Source organism: Acidimicrobiales bacterium, from assembly GCA_035531755.1.
GTDB lineage: Bacteria > Actinomycetota > Acidimicrobiia > Acidimicrobiales > UBA8190 > DATKSK01.
Map to the genome: position 1 here is coordinate 1 of DATKSK010000067.1, position 20652 is coordinate 20652.

Consider the following 20652-nt stretch of genomic DNA (forward strand, 5'->3'; position numbering starts at 1 on the left):
CTGCTCGACGTGGCCGACCGGCACCGGGGCCGGGTCGACCCCGCCGCCATCGCCCCCACGGTGCAGTGGCGCAAGACGGCCAGCCGGCTGACGACCGCCGGCGGGCCGGGCGCGTAGACGGTCGACGCCTGACCGTCGGGGAGGACGAACGCCCTGCTTCGGCGCGGGCGGGGCGCGTCCTGGACGGCACGGTACGGCCCCGACCCCTGTCCTGTGCCGCCGCCGTGCGCGACCCTGAGAGGTCATGATGCCTGAGGCGGTGAAGTTCCTGGCGCTGGTGGCGTTGCTCGTCCTCGGTGCGTGGGGATGGGGGGCTGCGGCCGTGGCGGCCCTGGGTCGCGCCGGGTGGGCGTCTGCGCGTGACGAGCTGCGCGCACCGCTGCAACTCGTCATCGGCGTGTCGTTGTTCTTGGCGGCAGGCGGCATCCTGGTCGCCCTCGACGCGGCACGCCTTCCGTTCCTCCTCGGCTGGCACGTGATCGGCGCCGCACTCCTGCTCCCGCGAATCTGGGCGGGGACCCGGCGGTTCGTCTCTCCCGACGCTCGCACGCTGGTGGGTGGACTGGCCCTCGCCGCGGGAGGGCTCTTCTTGCTGCTCGTCTCGCTCGGTCTCGCCATCGGCTATGTCTTCTACAACCAGTACGACGACGACCCGGCGTACATCTACCTGGCGAAGCGGCTCCTGGGCACCGGGGGCCTGATCGACCCCTTCAATGCCCGGCGGATGACGAGCTACGGCGGCGCCACCCTCTACCACGCGCTCTTCCTCGACGTGACGGGGAACTCCTCCATCCGGGGATTCGAATTCACCTTCGCTGTGGTCCTGCTGGTCGTGGTCACCGTGGGCACATTCCGGCGCCGGTGGATCGCCCTCGGCACCGTGGTCCTCGGCATCGGGGTCATGGCCGGCCACAGCATCGGGCCGATCCAGAACCTCAGCCCGACCCTGTCAGCAGCCGCGCTGTCGTTGGCGACGTACCAGCTCCTGGGCAAGGTGCGCAGAGCCCCGGATGCTGACCAGCCATGGCTGTTCGTCGTCATCGGCGTCGTGCTCGGGGGAATCCTGGCATTGCGCTTCTACTATCTGTTCTCCGTCGTCGTGGCAGCCATCATCGCAATCGTCTTCGCCCGGCGGCGCCGCGCCATTCGAGCCGTCGCCGTGTGCGGGCTCGCCGGACTGCTGTCGGTCGCCGGTTGGGCCGTCGCCTCCTACCGATCGTCGCGGACACCACTGTTCCCGCTCGTCGAGGGCAACTACGACCCGTCGTATCCGGTCGGGCCGAACCCGTTCGCGGGTGGCGTCGGCGAGTACCTGCGCCATCTCGGCAGCGTCATCAATGGCTACGGGGTCGGGTGGGTCGCAATCGGTTGCATCGGCATCGCCGTGGGCGCCCTCGTCATCGGTCGCCGCGCACGAACGGACCCGAACCACGTCGCCCCGTTGCGCCATCCCGACCGCCAGGAGCTTGTGGTCCTCCTGGGCGCGGGGATCGGGTGCCTGGTCCAGCTCGTCGTCTACACCGTCGTCTTCTCGGGGTTCGCCGGCTACGAGATCGACCGCTTCGAGGGTCCCAGCACGCTGGCATGCGGTCTGTTCGCCGTTCACCTCTTCTGGCCGTGCCGTGATCCCGCCGTCGCCTCCGCCCGGCCCCGACGCGCGCCGCGACACGCCCCAACGACGCGCCGCGGTCCGCTCAGGCGCCTCGGCCCCACCGTTCCCTGGCGGGTACCGGCCAGGTTGGCGCTCGGCACCTTCGCCGTGGTGGGTCTGACATGCGTCATGTTCGGTGGGACGCCGCGCTCGTATTGGGATGCGACCCGCAGCAACGTTCGCAACGCCTGGGACATCCTGCAGGGGTCTTCCGGCTTCGTCGACCGGTACGTACTCGTGGAAAAGGAATACCGCCGGATGAACCGGACCGTGCCACGGGGTGCGACGGTCCTCGCCGCGGTCGACGAACCGAGCCTTTTGAGCTTTTCGCGCTTTCACTTCGCCACGCTGGACCTGGCGGGCGCCGCCTCACCCGCGCCGCACATGCCCTACTTCAGGGGGGCGGCGGCCAAAGCGACGTACCTGCGGCGACTGGGGTACCAGTACATCCTGGCCGATGCCTCGACCGGTCCTGGTCTGTACGACCTGGACGCCTGGCGGCAGGAGCTGCACGCCCCCCAGTACAACTACCGTTCCTGGGCCCCGTACTACTTCGACTGGGCCAAGTCGATCACCGATCTCGAGCACGACGGCAGGCACCGGGTGCGGTACGTCGGCACACTCGCCCTCATCGAGATCGGCGCCGGCTGAACGCGGCTGCGGCCGAGTCGAAACAACGACAGGGTGCCGCCCTCAGAAGATCCCGGCGGCGAGTCCCGCGGCGAAGGCGGCCCCCAGCTCGGCGGCCCGCTCCACCTCCGGCGCACCGGCCGCCCCCACGACGGTCACCGGCGCCAGCACCCGGCGCCAGCGCAGGCCGGAGGCGATGCGCTCGATGCTGGCCAGCGCCCCGTCGACGTCGGTGTCGCCCTTCACCAGCACGGCGTACGGCAGGCCTGCGGTGCGGTCCATGCACGGGTGGTAGATGCGCTCGAAGAAGTCCTTCATCGCACCCGACATGTAGCCGAAGTTGGCCGGCGTCACGAGCAGCACGCCGTGCGCCCACAGCACGTCCTCGGGGCCGGCCTGAAGGGCACCGACGGTGCGCACCGTGACCTCGTCGCCGACGGCCTCGGCGGCCGCCGCCCGCGCGGCGTCGCGCAGCACGCCCGTCGACCCCGTGCGCGAATGCCACACCACCAGGAGGTGGCGGGCCTCGTCGCCGCCCGCGTCCCCGACGGCGTCGGTGCCCGCATCGTCGGCCATGCCCAGATCGTACGGACCGCGCCGGGCCCGGGCGGGACCCCGCCCCGGAGGTGGCATCATCGGCGGATGGCCGAAACCGACGCCACCGTGACCGTCACGGACGCGGCCCGCCCCGGCGGCGGGCGGACCGTGTCCTCGGGCATGATCCTCGCCCTCGTCTGCGTGGGGCAGTTCATGGTCGTCCTGGATCTGTCGATCGTGAACGTGGCGCTGCCCTCCATGCAGCACGACCTGGGCTTCTCGACCGCCGGCCTGCAGTGGGTGGTCAACGCCTACGCGCTGTCCTTCGGGGGGTTCCTGCTGCTCGGCGGCCGGGCCGCGGACCTGTTCGGGCGCCGACGCGTCTTCATGCTGGGGCTGTGCCTCTTCGCGGCGGCCAGCCTGGTGTGCGCCGTCGCCCAGAACCAGCTCATGCTGGTGGCGGCCCGCGCCCTGCAGGGACTGGGGGCGGCCGTGCTGTCACCGGCCACCCTGACGATCCTCACGATGACCTTCCGGGCCCCGGCCGAGCGGGCCCGCGCCCTGGGCATCTGGAGTGCCATGGCGGCCGTGGGGGGCGCCTCGGGGGCGCTGCTCGGCGGGATCCTCACCGACCTGCTGTCGTGGCGGTGGATCTTCTACGTCAACCTCCCCGTGGCGATCGGCGCGCTGGTGGCGGCGCGTGTCGTGTTGGCCGAGACCCGGGCGGAGGGGGAACGGCCCTCGCTCGACGTGCCCGGTGCCATCACCGTGACCGGGGGCCTCGTGGCCCTCGTCTACGCCGTGGCCGGCACGCACACCCATCCGTGGGGCTCGACCGCCACCGTCGTGCCGTTGGCGATCGCGCTCGTGTCCCTGGCGGTCTTCGTGGTCGTCGAGACGCGCGGGGCCCGATCGCCGCTCGTCCCCTTCCGGCTGTTCCGGTCGCGCGCCCTGAGCACCGCCAACCTCGCCATGCTCTTCCTCGGCGGGGCCATGTTCTCGATGTGGTTCTTCGTCTCGCTCTACCTGCAGGAGGTGCTTCGGTTCTCCCCGCTCGTCACGGGGCTCGGGTTCCTTCCCCAGACGGCCGCCATCGCCGCCGGGGCCCAGATCAGCTCGCGCCTCGTGCCCCGCATCGGCCCGCGCCTGCCCCTCGTCGCCGGCGCGCTCATGAGCGCGGGCGGCCTCCTGTGGCTGTCACGTGCCGGGCCCACCGGGTCGTACTGGGCCTCGGTGTTCGGGGGCGCCACCCTGGCCACGTTCGGCATGGGCACCGCCATGACCCCGCTCGCCTTCGCGGCCACGGCCGGCGTGGCGCGCACCGAGGCGGGCCTCGCCTCGGGCGTGCTCAACACCAGCCGGCAGGTCGGCGCGTCCACGGCCCTCGCCGCCCTGGCCACCATCGCCGCCAACCGCACCCGTGCGATCCTCGGCACCGAGGGGCGCGCCGCGGCGCGATCGGTGGCCCACCAGGCCGCCGCGCTCACGGCGGGGTTCTCGCGGGGGCTGGCGGTGTCGTCGGCGATCGCCCTCGCGGGCGTCGTGGCCGGCTTCTTCCTCCCGCGCCAGACCAGGGCGGCCGTGGCCACCGTCACGGCCGTCGACGGCGGGGGCGTCAGGAGAACTGGCGCCAGTTCGCCACCGACGGATCGGTGACCGACGCCGGGCCGGTACCGAACACCGCGAAGACGTTCTCCATCATCCGCTCCAACACGGGCGTGACACCGGGGACCGCCGGGCGCACGATGTTGGCGCCGATGAGCGGGGCGTCGGCGAGCCTGGAGACGAACGCCGCCGACCCGGTGGCGAGGACGCCGCCGCCGCCCGGCGCGCTGTAGTAGGTCATGTCCGAGAACCGCCCCGGGCCGCGGTTGGCCACGGGCGAGTGGGCGAGGATCATGACGTCGTCGGGCCCGCCCAGCCCGGGCTCGTAGCGGTCGTACTCGCCCTGCACCACGCCCGGGAGGTGCTGGCCGTCGACGAGGCCGGTCCCCTGGAACACCCACGCGGCGGCGTCGACCACGACCAGGTCGGCGTTGGCGCCGACGTCGGCGTACTGCGAGCCCACGAGCTGCTGCTCGGGCCGGGGGTCGGGACCGTCGGGCCAGTTGGCGGTCACCTCGGCCGGGTCGATGCCCCACAGGGGGTCCTCGTGGGCGAAGTCGGTCTTGTAACAGACCTGGTGCCGGTCGGCACCCAGGGGCGACGGCTCCAGCCGGATGTGGCGGTAGACGGCGTTCGCCCCGAGGAACGCCAGGTTCACACCCTGACCGACGGCCCGCGACGCCCCGTCGCGCATGGCGCTCGACCAGTACTCGTCGTGGCCCAGGCTGAACAGGCAGCGGTGGCGGAGGAGCCGGTCGGGCTGCTGGTGCAGGTCGATGTCGGTGATGTAGGTCACGTCGAGGCCGAGGCGTTCCGCCAGGAAGACGACGGGGTACTCGTTGCCCATGAAGTCCGGTGCGCCCCACCCCCGCTGGTCGTAGGGCCGGTCGAAGGAGACGACCCGCGAGCGGTTGGCGCCGCCGGACTCGCCCCCGCCGCTGCTGCCGGGCCCGACGTACAGGCTCCGACCCCCGTAGGCGTTGTAGGCCTGCCAGGTCGTGACCGAGTGCATGACGGCGTAGGCCGCCGTGCTGTCGTCGTCGCGGACGCACAGAGGGATGTAGCCGGCGTGCAGGCCACCGTCGTCGCCCGTCAGCTTGATGAGGTACGCGCCAGGGGGCCAGGCGTGGTCGATGCCGATCCGGGTCGTGGGGCGCCACTGGCACTCGACCATGTTCGTGCCGGGGGCCACCGTCGCCGCCGGCTGGGCCGCCGCCGGCGCCATCCATCCTGAGCGCCACACCAGGCGGCCTCCCAGCCCGCCGTAGTACCCCATCCGGTACAGCTCGACCCGGTAGGGGACCGCCGGCGGGTCGACGAACAGGGTCACCTCGTCGCCGAGCACCGCGCTCACACGGTCGGCGTAGCCGTAGATGCGCGTGTCGGCGCCCATCACCCAGTCGAGCGTCCCTGGCCGCTGGTTCTCGTCGACCACCCAGTCGGCACTGGGGACGAGCACCCCGCTGTCGAGGATCACCACGCGCACCTTGTCGGGGGTGGCGGGCCGGGCACGGCCGGCGGGTCGGCTCCTCGTCGCCCGCCGCGCCTCCTCCGAGGCGACCCGGTCGACCTCCCACGCCGCGCCCCCCAGGGCGGCGAGCCCGATGCCCACACCGCCGACGACCAGGAGCCGGCGCCGGCCGATCGGCACCCGGGGTTCGTCACGCCCGGAGTCCCCGCGCCGATCGTCGCGCACCCGGGCGTCGAGCTCCCGGGCGAGCCCGTCGAGCAGCCTCCGACCGGCCCCCCGATCGGTGCCGGCCCGCTCGCTCGTCGGCCAGGTGCGCATGGCGACCCGGCAGCCCCCGTCGGGGGTCGCCGCCACCGTCACGCGCAGCGCCTGGCCCCCGGAACGCAACGTCGGACCGTGGCGGCCGGAGATCACGCCCTGGGCCTCGTCGGCCCTGAGCTCCATGTGCAGCGCCTCTCCCGCCGCCGTCACGAGGTGCACCGCTCGATCGGCCGGCAGGGGGAGGAGGACCTCGTCGTCGACGGCGCGGGGGTCGTCGCCGGTCCGAGCCCGCCGCGCCATCCGGCGCCGGATGCCGGGCTCCCGCCCGAAGGCGATCCCGATCGCCGCCGCTGCGAACAGCACGGTGGTGGCGATGAGCACCACGAGGCCCGAGGTCGACGACACGGCGCCCATGGTGGCCCACGGGCGCCGGATCGTCGGGACGGGCCCCACCGTCGTGCGTGCAGAGCGAACGTATGTTCGCTACGGTGGCCGAGTGCTCGAGCCCCCGCCCGCGCCCCACGCCGCGCCCCACGCCGCGGCCCGATCCGCGCCCCGATCCGCGGCTGGGCCGACGCCCCGGCCCGAGCCCCGCCCGGTGGCGTTGCGCTGGCGGCGGGCGGAGGACGACGGCGGCCAGCCCATGCTCTTCCCGGAGGAGGAGGTCGTCGACCGCCGCGTGGGCGTCGGCGAGTACCGCGGCCTGGAGTTCCTCCACGTGAACGCCCGGCGGGTCATCAACGAGGTGCCCGCGGCGTCGCGCATGCCGTTCCGCTACACCATCAATGCGTACCGCGGGTGCAGCCACGCGTGCACCTACTGCTTCGCCCGGCCCACGCACGAGTACCTCGGGCTCGGGATCGGCGAGGACTTCGAGCGCAAGCTGGTCGTCAAGGTGAACGCGGTCGAGCGCGTGCGCGCCGAGTTGCGGTCGGCCACGTGGCGGGGCGACCACATCGCCATGGGGACCAACACCGACCCGTACCAGCGCGCCGAGGGCCGGTACCACCTGACGCAGGGGATCGTGCGGGAGCTCGGGGAAGCCCGCAACCCCTTTTCGATCCTGACCAAGTCGACACTGATCCTGCGCGACCTCGATCTCCTGGTGGCCGCGGCGGCGCGCACCGACGTGCACTGCAACCTCTCCATCGGGACACTCGACGAGGAGGTCTGGAAGGCGACCGAGCCCGGCACGCCCCACCCCCGCCGCCGCGTGGAGGCGGTGCGGCGCCTCAACGACGCGGGGATACCGACCGGGGTGCTCGTGGCACCGGTCATCCCCGGCTGGTCGGACTCCGCCGAGCAACTCGCCGAGGTGGCGGCCGCCTGCGCGGAGGCCGGGGCGGTGTTCGTGACACCGATCCCGCTCCACCTGCGCCGCGGGGTCAAGGAGCACTTCCTCGGGGTCCTGGCCCGCGAGCGCCCCGACCTCCACGCCGAGCTGGCACCCCGGTACCGGCGTTCCGCCTACCTGTCGCGCGCCGAGCAGGAGGCGATCACGGCGCGCGTGCATGTCGTGGTGGGCCCGACCCGTCGCCGGCGCAGCAGGGCCGACACCTTCGGGCACCCCGAGGCCACCGCGATCGATGCCGGGCCGCCGAGGCCAGCCGGTGGTGTCGTCGACCCTCGCCCCGCCGGACCGGCCGGCGGTGCGGGCCCGGCGCCGTCCGTCGAGCAGCTCGCACTTCTCCCCTGAGGCGTCGAGCGGCTCCGGGCGGTGGCCTCCGTCACCGGGACCGGCGTCAGGCCGGGTGCCCCGTGGCGCCGCACCGCCATATCAGTCCTCGATGAGTCGCCCGTGGAGGTAGTCGTCGTAGGCACCCAGGTCGAGCAGGCCGTGGCCCGAGTACGAGAACAGGATGACCTTGGCCTCGCCCGCCTCGCGCGCCGCCAGCGCCTCGTCGATGACGGCGCGGATGGCGTGGGCGGTCTCGGGCGCGGGGATCGGGCCCTCGGTGCGTGCGAACTGCACGGCGGCGTCGAAGACCTTGCCCTGCCGGTAGGCCGTCGCCCGCATGCGCCCGTTCTTCACCAGGTTGCAGATGATGGGGGCGTCGCCGTGGTACCGCAGTCCGCCGGCGTGGATGGACGGCGGGACGAAGTCGTGGCCCAGCGTGTACATGGCCAGCAGCGGCGTCATCCCCGCGGTGTCCCCGAAGTCGTACTCGAAGCGTCCCTCGGTGAGCGTGGGGCACGAGGACGGTTCCACGGCCAGCAGGTCGACGTCGGCGTCGGGGACGAAGGGCAGGGCGATGCCGCCCAGGTTCGACCCGCCGCCACAGGACCCGATGATGAGGTCGGGGCGCTCCTCCCCGGCCAGGGCGAGCTGCTCCTTGGCCTCCAGGCCGATCACCGTCTGGTGCAGCAGCACGTGGTTCAGGACGGACCCGAGCGAGTAGTGCGAGTCGTCGCGGCCCACGGCGTCGCGCACGGCATCGCTGATGGCGGCCCCCAGCGATCCCGGGTGAGAGGGGTCGTCGACGGGGGAGGGCTCCACGTCCGCGCCCCACACCTCCATCATCACGCGGCGGTAGGGCTTCTGGTCGTACGACGCCCGCACCATGTACACCTTGCACTCGAGGCCGAAGCGCGCCGTGGCGAAGGCGAGGGCGCTGCCCCACTGGCCCGCACCGGTCTCCGTGGTGAGCCGGGGGACGCCCTCGGCTTTGTTGTAGAAGGCCTGGGGGACCGCCGTGTTCGGCTTGTGCGATCCCGCCGGGGAGACCGACTCGTCCTTGTAGTAGATCCGCGCCGGGGTGTCGAGCGCCTCCTCGAGGCGCCGGGCCCGCACCAGGGGGGTCGGGCGCCACGAGCGCAGCACGTCGAGCACCTCGCCGGGGATGTCGACCCACGGCTCGGCCGTGACCTCCTGGCCGATGAGCGCCATGGGGAAGAGCGGGGCGAGGTCGTCGGGGCCGATGGGCTGGCGCGTGCCCGGGTGCAGCGGCGGCTGCAGGGGCTCGGGCAGGTGGGGGACGACGTTGAACCACGCCTGGGGGAGTCGGTCTTCGGTGAGGATGAAGCGCATCGGGGCTCCTCGTGGTCCGGCGGGCCGGCGCAGCCGGCACCGGGGGCGGACGGCTCGGCTCCCGGTGCGACGAACTGTACCGGCACCTCCCCGGCGCGTCCCGTGGGCGGCGTCCCGTCAGGAGGCTGCGGCGGCATCTGCCAACATGACCCCATGGCCGCGGACCACGGTGCAGTCACCGCCACCCCGGGCGCGTCGGGCCGGGGGACGTGGGTCGTCGACCTCGACGGTGTGATCTGGCTGGCGGAGCAGCCCATCCCCGGCTCCGCCGACGCCATCGCACGGCTGCGTGCCGCCGGCTACGGCGTCGTCTTCGCGACCAACAACGCCGCGCCCACCCTCGCCGAGCTCCGTCAACGCCTGGCGCGCGCCGGTATCGACGCCGCGTCCGGCGATCTCGTCACCTCGGCCCAGGCGGCGGCGTCGATGCTCGAGCCGGGCTCCACCGCCGTCGTGTGCGGCGACGCCGGCGTGCTCGAAGCCCTGGCGGCCCGGGGTGTGTCCGTCGTCGCCGAGGGCCCGGCCGACGCCGTGGTGGTGGGATGGACACGACACTTCGACTTCGACCTCTTGGCGACGGCGGCGACCGCCGTGCGGGACGGGGCCAGGTTCGTGGGGACCAACGAGGACCCCACCCACCCCACGCCGCAGCGCCTCCTGCCCGGGTCGGGGGCGATCCTGGCGGCCGTGGCCACCGCCGCCCAGGCCACGCCGGAGGTCGCCGGCAAGCCTCACGAACCCCTGGTGGCCCTGCTGCGCAGCCGCGTCCCCGACGCCGTGCTGGTCGTGGGGGACCGACCTTCCACCGACGGCGCGCTGGCGAGGCGGCTCGGGCTCCCGTTCGCGCTGGTGCGCAGCGGCGTGACCGGCGACGGGCGCGAGCCCATGGTGGTCGAGCCCGACGAGGAGGCCGACGACCTCGCGGCCTTGGTGACGCGCCACCTGGCGGCCGACGGCTGACACCCCGTCGCCCGACGACCGCGACGACACCGGCCCCCGGGGGGAACGGTGCGGTCCACAAGGGACTTCCTGCCCTTGCCGCGGCGCGCGGCGGGCCGTAGCGTGGCCGCATGACAGAGAACGACGGACTGCGTCGCTACGTCGAGGCCGGCATGGCGCTCACGCAGATCACCCGGGCACGTGCCGAGGAGCTCGTGCGCGAGCTGATCAAGACCGGGGAGGTGGAGCGCCACCGCGCCCAGGACTGGGTCGAGGACATCGTGAAGGCGAGTCGCGAACGCTCCGAGGCGCTCGTCGCCACCGTCCGCGGTGAAGTGAGGCAGCAGCTCAAGGAGCTCGGCTTCACCAACGTCGACGACCTCGCCAAGAAGGTGGCCGACATCCTGGCCCGCTCCTCGGCGGCGGCACGCAGCGCCACCGGTCGCGGCGCCAAGGGCCCCAAGGCCGCCAAGAAGGCGACGGCCAAGAAGGCCGCCACCCGGGCGCCGGCCGCCAAGGCGGCGAAGAAGAAGGCTCCCGCCAAGAAGGCGGCGAAGAAGGCGGGCGCCTGACACCAGCGCCGGTCCGCCGCCGGCTCGACGCCGAGCTCGTGCGGCGGGGTCTCGCCGGCTCGCGTGAGAGCGCGCGTGCCCTCGTCGAGTCCGGCGTCGTGCTCGTGGCGGGTGCGCTCGCCGACAAGTCGGCGCGCCTCGTGTCCGAGTCCGAGCCGGTCGTCGTCGGGGACGACCGCTCGAAGCGCTTCGTCTCGCGCGGCGGGGACAAGCTCGATGCCGCCCTCGAGCGCTTCGGTGTCGACGTGGCCGGGTGCCGGTGCCTCGACGCCGGCGCGTCGACGGGCGGGTTCACCGACTGTTTGCTGCGGCGGGACGCGGCCTCGGTCGTGGCCGTGGACGTCGGCTACGGCCAGCTCGCCCCGGCGTTGCGCCACGACGCCCGGGTGACCGTGCGGGAACGGACCAACGTGCGCGCCCTGACGAGGGAGGACGCCGGGGAGGCGCCCTTCGAGGTCGTCGTGGCCGATCTGTCCTTCATCTCCCTTGCCACCGTGGCGCCGGTGCTTGCCGGCGAGATGGCCGCGCCGGGCGCCGCCATCGTCGTCCTGGTCAAGCCCCAGTTCGAGGCGGGACGCGCCCAGGCCAGCCGGGGGAAGGGCGTGATCCGCGACCCCGCCGTGCGCCGCCGGGCCCTCGACCAGGTGGCCTCCGCCCTCGCGTCGCAGGGAGCCACCATCATGGGGGCCATGGCATCGCCCCTGCTCGGCCCGGCCGGCAACGCGGAGTTCTTCCTGCACGCCCGGGCCCACGAGGCGCCCCCCGGGCTTTCGACACCGTCGGACCCCGCCGTGGCGGCCATGCTCGACGCCGCGGTGGTGGCGGCACCCGACGCCGATGCAGACGCCACCCCCCGCACGCCGACGGGCCCCGGGCCCGGGGAAGGGTAGGGACGCCGTGGCCACCGTGGCGTTCGTCGTTCACCCCTTCCGCCCCGAGGCGGCCTCGATCGCGTCGCGCGCCGGCGCGTGGCTGACCGAACGTGGGCACACCGTCGTGCAGCTCGACGACGTGGCGCCCCCCGGGTCGGACGTCTCCGAGGACGGCGACGGGGAGGGCGCCGACATCCGGCCCGCCGGCGGCGCGGCGGGCCCGTCGCTCGAGGACTCGGTCGACCTGGCCGTGAGCCTCGGGGGCGACGGCACGATGCTGCGGACCGTGGCGCTCGCGTGCACGGCGGGTGTCCCCGTCCTGGGCGTGAACCTGGGCCGCCTCGGCTACCTCACCGAGATCGAGCCGCACGGCCTCGAAGGCGCGCTCGAGCGGTTCCTGGCCGGCGACTACAGCGTGGAGGAGCGCATGACCCTCGAGGTCGCGCTCGAGCCGGCTGGAGGTGGGCCGCCGCGCCATGGCGCCACCGTCGTGCTCAACGAGGCCGTCGTCGAGAAGACCGTGCCCGGCCATACCATCAGGGTGACGGCGTCGATCGCGGGACGGCCGTTCGTCACCTATGCCGCCGACGGGCTGCTCGTGGCGACGCCCACGGGCTCCACGGCGTACAACCTCTCGGCGCACGGGCCGATCCTGAGCCCGGGGCTGCGGGCCCTCGTCCTCACGCCGGTGTCGCCGCACATGCTCTTCGACCGCCCGCTCGTCCTCGACCCCGAGCAGTGGGTGCGCCTCGAGCTGGTCGCCCCGCGACCCGCCGTGCTCGTCCTCGACGGGCAGAGCGTGGACTCGCTCCGACCCGGCGACGCCGTGGTGTGCCGCATGGGCCCCTCCCCGGCGCGCCTGGTCACCTTCGGGCCGCGCGACTTCTTCTCCATCCTGCGAGCCAGGTTCCACCTGGCGGACCGCTGATCGACGTCGGGGCGCCGGTGCTCGTCGAACTGCGGGTGCGCGATCTGGGGGTGATCGAATCGGTCGCCCTCGACCTCGGGACCGGCATGACCGCGCTCACGGGCGAGACCGGTGCGGGCAAGACGCTCCTCGTCGAAGCGCTCGAGCTCCTCGTGGGCGGGCGCGCCGACCCGGGCCTGGTGCGCCCCGGGGCCGCCGAGGCGCTCGTCGAGGGACGCTTCGTCGTCGACGACGAGGAGGTGATCCTCGCTCGCGCCGTCCCCGCACAGGGGCGGTCGCGTGCCTGGGTCGACGGCCGCATGGCGCCGGTGGCGGCGTTGGCCGAAGCCGGTGGGCGCCTCCTCGAGCTCCACGGCCAGCACGCCCACCAGTCGCTGCTCGACGCGGCCGCCCAGCGCCGCGCCCTCGACGCCTTCGCCGGCACCGACCTCGGGCCGCTCGAGGCCGCCCGCGCCCGGCGGCGGGCGCTGCACCACGAGCTCGACGGCCTCGGCGGCGACGAGCGCGCCCGGGCCCGTGAGACCGACCTCCTGCGCTACCAGCTCGAGGAGATCGACGGGGCCGCCCTGTCGGGCCCGCTCGAGGACGACGAGCTGGCCGAGGAGGAGGACCGCCTGGCGCAGGCGACGTCGCACCGCCAGGCCGCCGCCGACGCGCTCGCCGCCCTCGACGCCGGCGAGGGGGGACGCGCCGCGGCCGTCGACCTCATCGGCACGGCCCGGGCCGCCCTCGACGGCCGCGACCCCCTGGCGCCGCTCGCCCAGCGCCTGGCCGCCCTGCAGGCCGACGCCGCCGACACCGCCTCCGACCTGCGCCACGTGGTGGAGACCTGGGACGCCGACCCGGCGCGCCTGGAGGAGGTGCGCACACGACGCCAGCAGCTGCGCGAGCTGACGCGCAAGTACGGGGAGGGCCCCGCCGGGATCCTGGCCTTCGCCGAGGAGGCGCGCCACCGGCTGGCCGAGCTCGACGCCGTGGAGGAGCGGGCCACGGCCCTGCAGGCGGCGATCGACGGGGTCGAGGCCGAGGTCCGGTCGGCCGAGGCCGCCGTGGGCACGGCCCGCCGCGCCGCGGCACCTCGGCTGGCCGACGCCGTCGAGGAGCGCCTCCGGGGGCTGGCCATGCCCCACGCCCGGATCGAGGTGACCGTCGACGGGGACGACCCCGGCGACGACGTGTCCTTCCTCCTCGGCGCCAACCCCGGGGAGGCCGTGCTGCCCCTGGCCAAAGTGGCCTCGGGGGGCGAGCTGGCCCGGGCCATGCTCGCCCTGCGGCTGGTGCTCACCGAGGCGCCACCGACCATGGTGTTCGACGAGGTGGACGCGGGCGTCGGTGGCGAAGCCGCCCGGGCGGTGGGCCGGGCCCTGGCCGAGGTGGCCGAGCACCACCAGGTCCTCGTGGTCACCCACCTGGCCCAGGTGGCCGCGTGCGCCCGGCAGCAGCTCGGCGTGCGCAAGGAGGTCGAGGCCGGGCGCACCGTCGCCCGCACGACGCCGCTCGAGGGCGAGGACCGCGTCGTCGAGCTGGCCCGCATGCTGTCGGGCCGGCCCGGCTCGGCCACCGCCCGGCGCCACGCCGAGGAGCTCCTGGCGCCCCCGGCCCGCGCCCGGGGCCTCCACCGGTAGCCTGCATCCGTGGTCTACCGTGGAGCGATGCCCGGGAGGCACCGAGCGTGACCAAGTACGTCTTCGTCACCGGTGGCGTCTCCTCCTCACTCGGCAAGGGCCTCACCGCCTCCTCGCTCGGCCGGCTGCTCAAGTGCCGCGGCCTGCGGGTGACGATGATCAAGCTCGACCCGTACATCAACGTGGACCCGGGCACGATGAACCCCTTCGAGCACGGTGAGGTGTTCGTCACCCACGACGGCGGCGAGACCGACCTCGACCTCGGGCACTACGAGCGCTTCATCGACGTCGAGCTGCGCCAGACCTCCAACGCCACCACGGGGTCCATCTACCAGGCGGTGATCGACAAGGAGCGCCGCGGCGACTACCTGGGCAAGACCGTCCAGGTGATCCCGCACGTCACCGACGAGATCAAGGAGCGCATCCAACGGCTCGCCTCCGAGGAGATCGACGTCGTCATCGTCGAAGTGGGTGGGACCGTGGGCGACATCGAGATCGTCCCCTTCCTCGAGGCCATCCGCCAGTTCCGCCACGACGTGGGGCGCGACAACGTCTGCTACGTGCACCTCACCCTGGTGCCGTACCTGGCGCCGTCGGGGGAGCAGAAGACCAAGCCCACCCAGCACTCCGTGACCGAGCTGCGCAGTCGGGGCATCCAACCCGACATCATCGTGTGCCGCTCGGACCAACCCATCTCCGACGGGTTGAAGCGCAAGATCTCCCTGCTGTGCGACGTGCCCAGCGAAGGGGTGATCTCGGCGGTCGACGCGCCGAGCATCTACGAGATCCCCCTCGTCCTGCACGACGAGGGCTTCGACCGCGTGGTGTGCCAGATGCTCGCCATCGACAGCGCGCTGCACCCCGTCGACCTGTCGGGATGGGAGAAGGTCGTCAACCAGGTCTCCGCGTCGGAGCGGCCGGTGCGCATCGGCGTCGTCGGCAAGTACGTCAACCTCCCCGACGCCTACCTGTCGGTGGGGGAGGCGCTGCGCCACGCCGGGTTCCACCACGGCGCCAAGGTCGAGGTCGACTGGATCCAGGCCGAGAAGGTCCCCGATCTCCTCGGCACCGAGCGCATGCTCCAGCTCGACGGCATGGTCATCCCCGGCGGCTTCGGCGAGCGCGGCATCGAGGGGAAGATCCTCGCCGCCCGGTTCGCACGCGAGCGCGAGATCCCGTGCCTCGGGCTGTGCCTGGGCCTCCAGGTGATGGTCATCGACGTCGCCCGGCACCTCGCCGGCCTCGAGGGCGCCAACTCGCGAGAATTCGACACGGTCACGCCGTACCCTGTCATCGACCTCATGGACGACCAGCACAACGTGGTGGACATGGGCGGCACCATGCGCCTCGGGTCCTACTTCGCGCAGCTCGAACCGGGCTCGATGGTGGCGGCGGCCTACGAGGCCACGGTGGTGTCGGAGCGGCACCGGCACCGCTACGAGGTGAACCCCCGCTGGCGCCCCAAGCTCGAGGAGGCCGGCCTGCTGTGCTCGGGCACCTCCGCCGACGGCATGCTGGTCGAGTTCGTGGAGCTCCCCGGGCACCCCTTCTGGGTGGGGACGCAGGCCCACCCGGAGTTCAAGAGCCGACCGGACCGGCCCCACCCGCTGTTCCGGGAGCTCCTGGCCGCAGCCCTGGCCCGCGCCGAGGGTCGCCTGCCGCGACTGATCGCCATCGACGCCGACGTCGGTGCCGCCTCCTGACGGCGGGTCCCCGCCGGGCCGCTCCCCGCTCACCGACACCACTCCCGCCGCCGGGTTCCGCCACCTCGGTGACGACGTGCGCGTCGAGGGCTGGCGGATCTCACTGGTGAGCGCCGAGTTCGAGGCTCCCGACGGCACGCGCTTCACACGCGACGTCGTGCGCCATCCCGGCGCGGTGGCCGTCGTGCCCGTCACCGACCGCGGCACCGTCCTCCTCGTCCGTCAGTACCGCGGGCCCATCGACCGCGAGCTGCTCGAGATCCCCGCGGGGACACGCGACGTCGCCGGTGAGCCACCCGAGGAGACGGCGCGCCGGGAGCTCGAGGAGGAGGTCGGCGTGCGCGCCGGCACCATGCAGCTGCTCGGCACCGTGTTCAACACGCCGGGGTTCTGTGACGAGGAGACGCTCCTCTACATGGCGGGCGGGCTCGTGCCCGGCACGGCGGCGCGCCATGGCCACGAAGAGCGCTTCATCGAGGTCGTCGAAGTGGCACTGGCCGACGTCGATGCCATGACGGCGTCGGGCGCGCTCGTCGACGCGCAGACCGTGCTCGGCCTCCTGCTGGCGCGCCATGCGCTGGCGCGGCCGCGCCCCTGACCACCGTGGCCCCACGCGCCGTCGGCTCGGCCCCGTCCACACCCGCCCGGCCCGCCCCGCCCGCCCGGCGCGACACGGTCGCCCGACCGGGACCGCCCGGCACGCACGACACCGCCGGCACGCACGACACCGCCGGCGTCGACGACATCGCCGACGGGACGCGCCTGCTCAGCCGCGAGGCCGAGGAGTTCCTGACGTGGCTGACCGTCGAGCAGGGCCGGGCCCGCAACACCGTGGCCGCCTATCGGCGCGACCTGCGTTCCTACGAAGCCTTCCTGGCCGGGCGCGGGCGGTCGGTGGGGGACGCGGATCTGGCCAGCGTGGAGGAGCACCTGGCTGCCCGGCGCGCCGCCGGCCTCGGGCCGGCATCGGTGGCGCGTGCCCTGGCGGCCCTGCGCGGCCTGCACCACTTCCTCATCGAGGAGGGTGGCGCCACGGCCGACCCGACCGCGGACGTCCGCCCGGTCCGCCCGCCGCGCCGGCTCCCCAAGGCCATCGACGAGGACGAGGTCGAGCGGCTGCTCGCCACGACGACCGACGACGACCCCGCGTCGATCCGGGACCGGGCCATCCTGGAGGTGCTCTACGGCACGGGGATGCGCGTCTCCGAGCTGGCCGGGTTGTCACTCGGCGACCTCGGGTCGGACACCGGGCTCGTGCGCGTGCTCGGCAAGGGCGACAAGGAGCGGCTCGTCCCCATGGGCAGCTGTGCGCGCGACGCCCTCGACGACTGGCTCGGCCCGTGGGGCCGACCGGAGCTCGAGCCGCGGCGCTGGGCGCGGCGCGGCGATGCCGAGGCCGTGTTCCTGAACGCCCGGGGCGGCCGTCTGACGCGCCAGGGCGTGTGGGGCGTGTTGAAGAAGCGGGCGCGCGCCGCGGGGATCGAGGGCAAGCTCCACCCGCACGTCCTGCGCCACTCGTGCGCCACGCACATGCTGGCCCACGGCGCCGACATCCGCGTGGTGCAGGAGCTGCTCGGCCACGCGTCGATCGCCACGACGCAGCTGTACACCCGGGTGTCACCCGAGCACCTCCGCCAGGCCTATGAACAGGCACATCCGCGCGCCGGACGGGGGTCTGGGCAGTAATCTCGTGTCCGTGCCCAATGAGGCCTCCACCGTCGATCACCGCGCCCTGCTCGAGGAGGAGCGTGCGGACCTCCTGGCCAAGCTCGACGAGCTCGGGCTGTCCGGCGCGAGCCTGACCTACGACTCCAACTTCGCCGACTCCAGCCAGGTGACCGCGGAGCGTGGCGAAGTGGAGGCGCTGGGGGCGTCGCTCCGGGAGACCCTCGCGGACGTCGAGCGGGCGCTGGCCAAGCTGACCGACGGGAGCTACGGCGTGTGCGAGGACTGCGGGCAGCCGATCGACCCGCTGCGCCTGGAGGCGAAGCCCGCCGCGCGGTACTGCATCGACTGCGCCGCGAAGCACTGATCCGGACCCGGCGGTGAGCAACCCCTGGGGCGCGGCGGCACCGGGACCACCCCCGCCCCGACGGGGCCTCGACCCCCGCACCACCATCTGGATCATCGCCGGCATCGCCCTGGCCGTGGTGCTCGTGCGCTCGCACAAGATCACGACCTTCGAGATCCTGTTCTTCTGCGCCCTCGTCCCCTCGGTGATCCTGCACGAGGTGTCGCACGGCGCCATGGCGCTGGTATTCGGTGACGACACGGCCAAACGCGCCCACCGCTTGACGCTCAACCCGGTGCACCACATCGACCCGTTCGGGACCGTCATCCTGCCCGTCCTGCTCCTCCTGAGCGGCCACGGCGCCCTGGGGTACGCCAAGCCCGTACCCGTGAACGTGTCGCGCCTGCGCCATCCCCGCAACGAGAGCGTGCTCGTGTCGCTCGTGGGCCCGGCGGTGAACATCGTGCTCGCCGTGATCTGCGGCCTCGCCTACAAGAGCTTCGTCTCCGCCGCTGATCGTCCGCTGCCGCTCTTCGACACCGGGCCGATCTGGGTGCAGCTGCTGTTCATCGGCGGCTACGTCAACCTGATCCTGGCGGCGTTCAATCTCATCCCGCTGCCGCCGCTGGACGGCTCGGCGGTGCTGGAGCGCTTCCTGCCCAGGAGCCTGCTGCCCGGCTACTACCGGATCCGGCCCTTCACCATGTTCATCCCGCTGATCCTGATCGTGCTCGACCCGGCCGCGTTCAACAGCTTCTTCCAATGGGTCGCCAACCACTGGGCCGACGCCGTCGTCTGATCCCCTGCAGGGATCGGCTGAAGGGGATCCCCTGTAGGGATCGGCTGTCAAGGCGCCCGGGCATTCGTCACCCGGCACCCCTCAGGCGTGGAACCCGCCCGGGGGTGCGAGCAGCCCGACGGCGCGCATGGCACGGTCGAGCGTCGGGCCGGCCAGGGCGCGGGCCTTGGCGGCCCCCTCGACGAGCAGTGCCTCCACCGCACCGCGCTCCGAGCGCAGCTCGGCGTAGCGCGCGCGCACCGGGCGCAGCATCTCCACGAGCCCGCCGGCCACGTCGGCCTTCAACTGCCCGTAGCTGGCGTAGCGCGTCGCCAGCTCGGCGGGGTCGCCGCCCACCGACGCCGCCAGCAGCTCGAGCAGGTTGGACACCCCGGGCTTGGCCTCGGGGTCGTAGCGGACCTCGGTCTCGGTGTCGGTGACGGCCTTGCGCACCTTGCGGTCGATCTCCTCGGGCGAGTCGAGGACGAGGACGGTGCCGAGCGGCGAGCTCACCGACTTCGACATCTTGCGGGTGGGCTCCTGCAGGTCCATGACGCGCGCCCCCAGCGTGGGCAGGGCCGCCTCGGGCACCACGAAGGTGGCGCCGTAGCGGTTGTTGAAGCGCATGGCCACGTCGCGGGTGAGCTCCAGGTGCTGGCGCTGGTCCTCGCCCACCGGGACCCGGTCGGCGTCGTAGAGCAGGATGTCGGCCGCCATGAGCACCGGGTAGGTGAACAGCCCGGCCCGGACGGCCTCCTGCTCGCCGCCCTTGTCCTTGAACTGCGTCATCCGCCGCAGCTCCCCGAAGGTCGCCGTGCACTCGAGCAGCCACGTCAGCCGGGGGTGCTCGGGGACGTGGCTCTGCACGAACAGCGTGCACACCGCCGGGTCGAGGCCCACGGCCAGCAGGCTGGTGGCCGTCTCGAGGGTGCGCCCGGCCAGGAGGGCGGGGTCGTAGTCGAGGGTCATGGCGTGCAGGTCCACCACGCAGAACAGGGCGTCGTGGCCGTGCTGGTCGAGGACCCAGTTGCGGAAGGCGCCCAGGTAATTGCCCAGGTGGAGGTCGCCGCTCGGTTGCACCCCGGACAGCACCCTGGCCATGGCGTGCCATGGTACGGGACGCCCGGGCGCGCTCCCGGTGACCCCCCGGTGACCCCGCGGCGCTGCGGTGACACCCGGCCCGCGGCCGTCGGTCCTGGTCAGCGGGCATGCACAGGGGGCGGCGGGGGAGCCGGTAGGGTCGACGGTGTGGTGGCGCAGGTCTCGACACCCGTCTTCGAGGGCCCCTTCGACGTGCTGCTGGCGCTCGTGACGGACCACAAGGTGGACGTCTACGACATCAAGATCGCCGAGGTGGTGGACGCCTTCATCGCCGAGATGGCGGCCCGGCAGCCCTTCGACCTGCACACCGCCAGCGAGTTCCTGGTCATCGCCGCCATCCTGGTGGAGCTCAAGTCCAAGAAGCTCCTCCCCGGGGCCGACGACGTCGAGGACGACGAGGAGCTGTCGGGCTTCGAGGAGCGCGACCGCCTGCTCGCCCGGCTGCTCGAGCTCCAGGCCTACGCGGCGGCGGCCGACGCCTTCACCGTGCTGATCGACCGTGCCCGGCGCTCGCTGCCCCGGATCGCCGGGCTCGAGGAGCGCTTCCGGGACCTCGCCCCCGACCTGCTCGCCGGGATCACACCCGAACGCTTGGCGGCCGCCTTCGTGGTGGGGACGGCGCCGCGGCCCGAGCTCGTGCTCGACCTGTCGCACGTCACGGTGGAGGCGGTGACCGTGTCCGAGGCGGTGGCCGAGCTCGAGGAGCGCCTCCCGGGCGAGGGGCGCGCCACGTTCCGCGAGATCACCGCGCACTGCACCACGCGCATGCAGATCATCGTCCGCTTCCTCGCCCTGCTCGAGCTGTGCAAGCGGGGACTGGTCAGCCTGGACCAGGGCGAGACCTTCGGCGACCTCGTCGTCGTGTGGGTCGCCGGCTCGTCCGTGCTCTCCACCGTCGGTGGTGGCGAGTCGGTCGAGGAATACGACGGCTGAGGCCGCT

18 protein-coding genes are annotated in these 20652 nt (G+C 73.4%); 14 read left to right on the forward strand and 4 right to left on the reverse strand.

Annotated features, from left to right (window positions below; all coding sequences use genetic code 11):
• The first annotated feature begins 244 nt into the window (after window positions 1–244).
• Complete coding sequence (locus tag VMV22_13205) at window positions 245–2302, forward strand: hypothetical protein (GenBank protein HUY23288.1); 2058 nt, start codon at window positions 245–247, stop codon at window positions 2300–2302.
• A gap of 42 nt (window positions 2303–2344) precedes the next feature.
• Here VMV22_13205 and VMV22_13210 read toward each other — a convergent pair whose 3' ends face one another.
• Window positions 2345–2857 (reverse strand): flavodoxin, encoded by a 513-nt coding sequence (locus VMV22_13210; protein HUY23289.1) that lies wholly within the window; start codon window positions 2855–2857, stop codon window positions 2345–2347.
• Window positions 2858–2923: 66 nt separating this feature from the next.
• Between VMV22_13210 and VMV22_13215 the strand changes: the two genes are divergently transcribed.
• Complete coding sequence (locus tag VMV22_13215; GenBank protein HUY23290.1) at window positions 2924–4474, forward strand: MFS transporter; 1551 nt, start codon at window positions 2924–2926, stop codon at window positions 4472–4474.
• Here VMV22_13215 and VMV22_13220 read toward each other — a convergent pair.
• The gene (locus VMV22_13220) at window positions 4434–6560 is read right to left on the reverse strand and encodes a N,N-dimethylformamidase beta subunit family domain-containing protein (GenBank protein HUY23291.1); all 2127 of its coding nucleotides are present in this window, start codon (window positions 6558–6560) and stop codon (window positions 4434–4436) included. The genes VMV22_13215 and VMV22_13220 overlap by 41 nt on opposite strands.
• Before the next feature lie 193 nt (window positions 6561–6753).
• Here VMV22_13220 and VMV22_13225 point away from each other — a divergent pair, with 193 nt between their 5' ends.
• Window positions 6754–7851, forward strand: a complete 1098-nt coding sequence (locus tag VMV22_13225) for a radical SAM protein (protein HUY23292.1) — start codon at window positions 6754–6756, stop codon at window positions 7849–7851.
• Window positions 7852–7932: 81 nt separating this feature from the next.
• Here the strand turns inward: VMV22_13225 and VMV22_13230 are convergent, their stop codons facing one another.
• Window positions 7933–9183 (reverse strand): TrpB-like pyridoxal phosphate-dependent enzyme, encoded by a 1251-nt coding sequence (locus VMV22_13230; protein HUY23293.1) that lies wholly within the window; start codon window positions 9181–9183, stop codon window positions 7933–7935.
• Window positions 9184–9336: 153 nt separating this feature from the next.
• On the opposite strand from VMV22_13230, the gene VMV22_13235 reads away from it, so the two are divergent.
• The 10 genes from VMV22_13235 (at window position 9337) to VMV22_13280 (ending at window position 18632) form a co-directional block, all read left to right on the forward strand.
• Window positions 9337–10143: an HAD-IIA family hydrolase gene (locus tag VMV22_13235; protein HUY23294.1), complete on the forward strand. Its 807-nt coding sequence runs from the start codon at window positions 9337–9339 to the stop codon at window positions 10141–10143.
• A 110-nt stretch (window positions 10144–10253) separates the two neighbouring features.
• Window positions 10254–10694, forward strand: a complete 441-nt coding sequence (locus VMV22_13240) for a hypothetical protein (GenBank protein ID HUY23295.1) — start codon at window positions 10254–10256, stop codon at window positions 10692–10694.
• Entirely contained in the window at window positions 10691–11584 is an 894-nt protein-coding gene (locus tag VMV22_13245; GenBank protein ID HUY23296.1) for a TlyA family RNA methyltransferase, read from the forward strand. Before VMV22_13240 ends, VMV22_13245 begins: the two co-directional genes overlap by 4 nt.
• 7 nt (window positions 11585–11591) lie before the next feature.
• Window positions 11592–12494, forward strand: coding sequence for an NAD(+)/NADH kinase (locus VMV22_13250; GenBank protein HUY23297.1), 903 nt, complete (start codon window positions 11592–11594; stop codon window positions 12492–12494).
• A gap of 17 nt (window positions 12495–12511) precedes the next feature.
• Window positions 12512–14119, forward strand: a complete 1608-nt coding sequence (gene recN / locus VMV22_13255) for a DNA repair protein RecN (GenBank protein HUY23298.1) — start codon at window positions 12512–12514, stop codon at window positions 14117–14119.
• 47 nt (window positions 14120–14166) lie between these two features.
• Window positions 14167–15822, forward strand: a complete 1656-nt coding sequence (locus VMV22_13260) for a CTP synthase (protein HUY23299.1) — start codon at window positions 14167–14169, stop codon at window positions 15820–15822.
• The gene (locus VMV22_13265) at window positions 15809–16420 is read left to right on the forward strand and encodes an NUDIX hydrolase (protein ID HUY23300.1); all 612 of its coding nucleotides are present in this window, start codon (window positions 15809–15811) and stop codon (window positions 16418–16420) included. Before VMV22_13260 ends, VMV22_13265 begins: the two co-directional genes overlap by 14 nt.
• 5 nt (window positions 16421–16425) lie before the next feature.
• Window positions 16426–17508, forward strand: a complete 1083-nt coding sequence (locus tag VMV22_13270; GenBank protein ID HUY23301.1) for a site-specific tyrosine recombinase — start codon at window positions 16426–16428, stop codon at window positions 17506–17508.
• Between the two features lie 10 nt (window positions 17509–17518).
• Window positions 17519–17854, forward strand: a complete 336-nt coding sequence (locus tag VMV22_13275; protein ID HUY23302.1) for a TraR/DksA family transcriptional regulator — start codon at window positions 17519–17521, stop codon at window positions 17852–17854.
• Between the two features lie 13 nt (window positions 17855–17867).
• Window positions 17868–18632 carry a site-2 protease family protein gene (locus tag VMV22_13280; protein ID HUY23303.1) on the forward strand — a complete coding sequence of 255 codons (765 nt, stop codon included), beginning with the start codon at window positions 17868–17870 and terminating at the stop codon, window positions 18630–18632.
• A gap of 81 nt (window positions 18633–18713) precedes the next feature.
• Here the strand turns inward: VMV22_13280 and trpS are convergent, their stop codons facing one another.
• The gene (gene trpS / locus VMV22_13285; protein ID HUY23304.1) at window positions 18714–19712 is read right to left on the reverse strand and encodes a tryptophan--tRNA ligase; all 999 of its coding nucleotides are present in this window, start codon (window positions 19710–19712) and stop codon (window positions 18714–18716) included.
• A 147-nt stretch (window positions 19713–19859) separates the two neighbouring features.
• On the opposite strand from trpS, the gene VMV22_13290 reads away from it, so the two are divergent.
• A complete protein-coding gene (locus tag VMV22_13290) occupies window positions 19860–20645 on the forward strand; it encodes a ScpA family protein (protein ID HUY23305.1) in 786 nt (261 codons plus the stop codon).
• Window positions 20646–20652 lie beyond the last annotated feature (7 nt).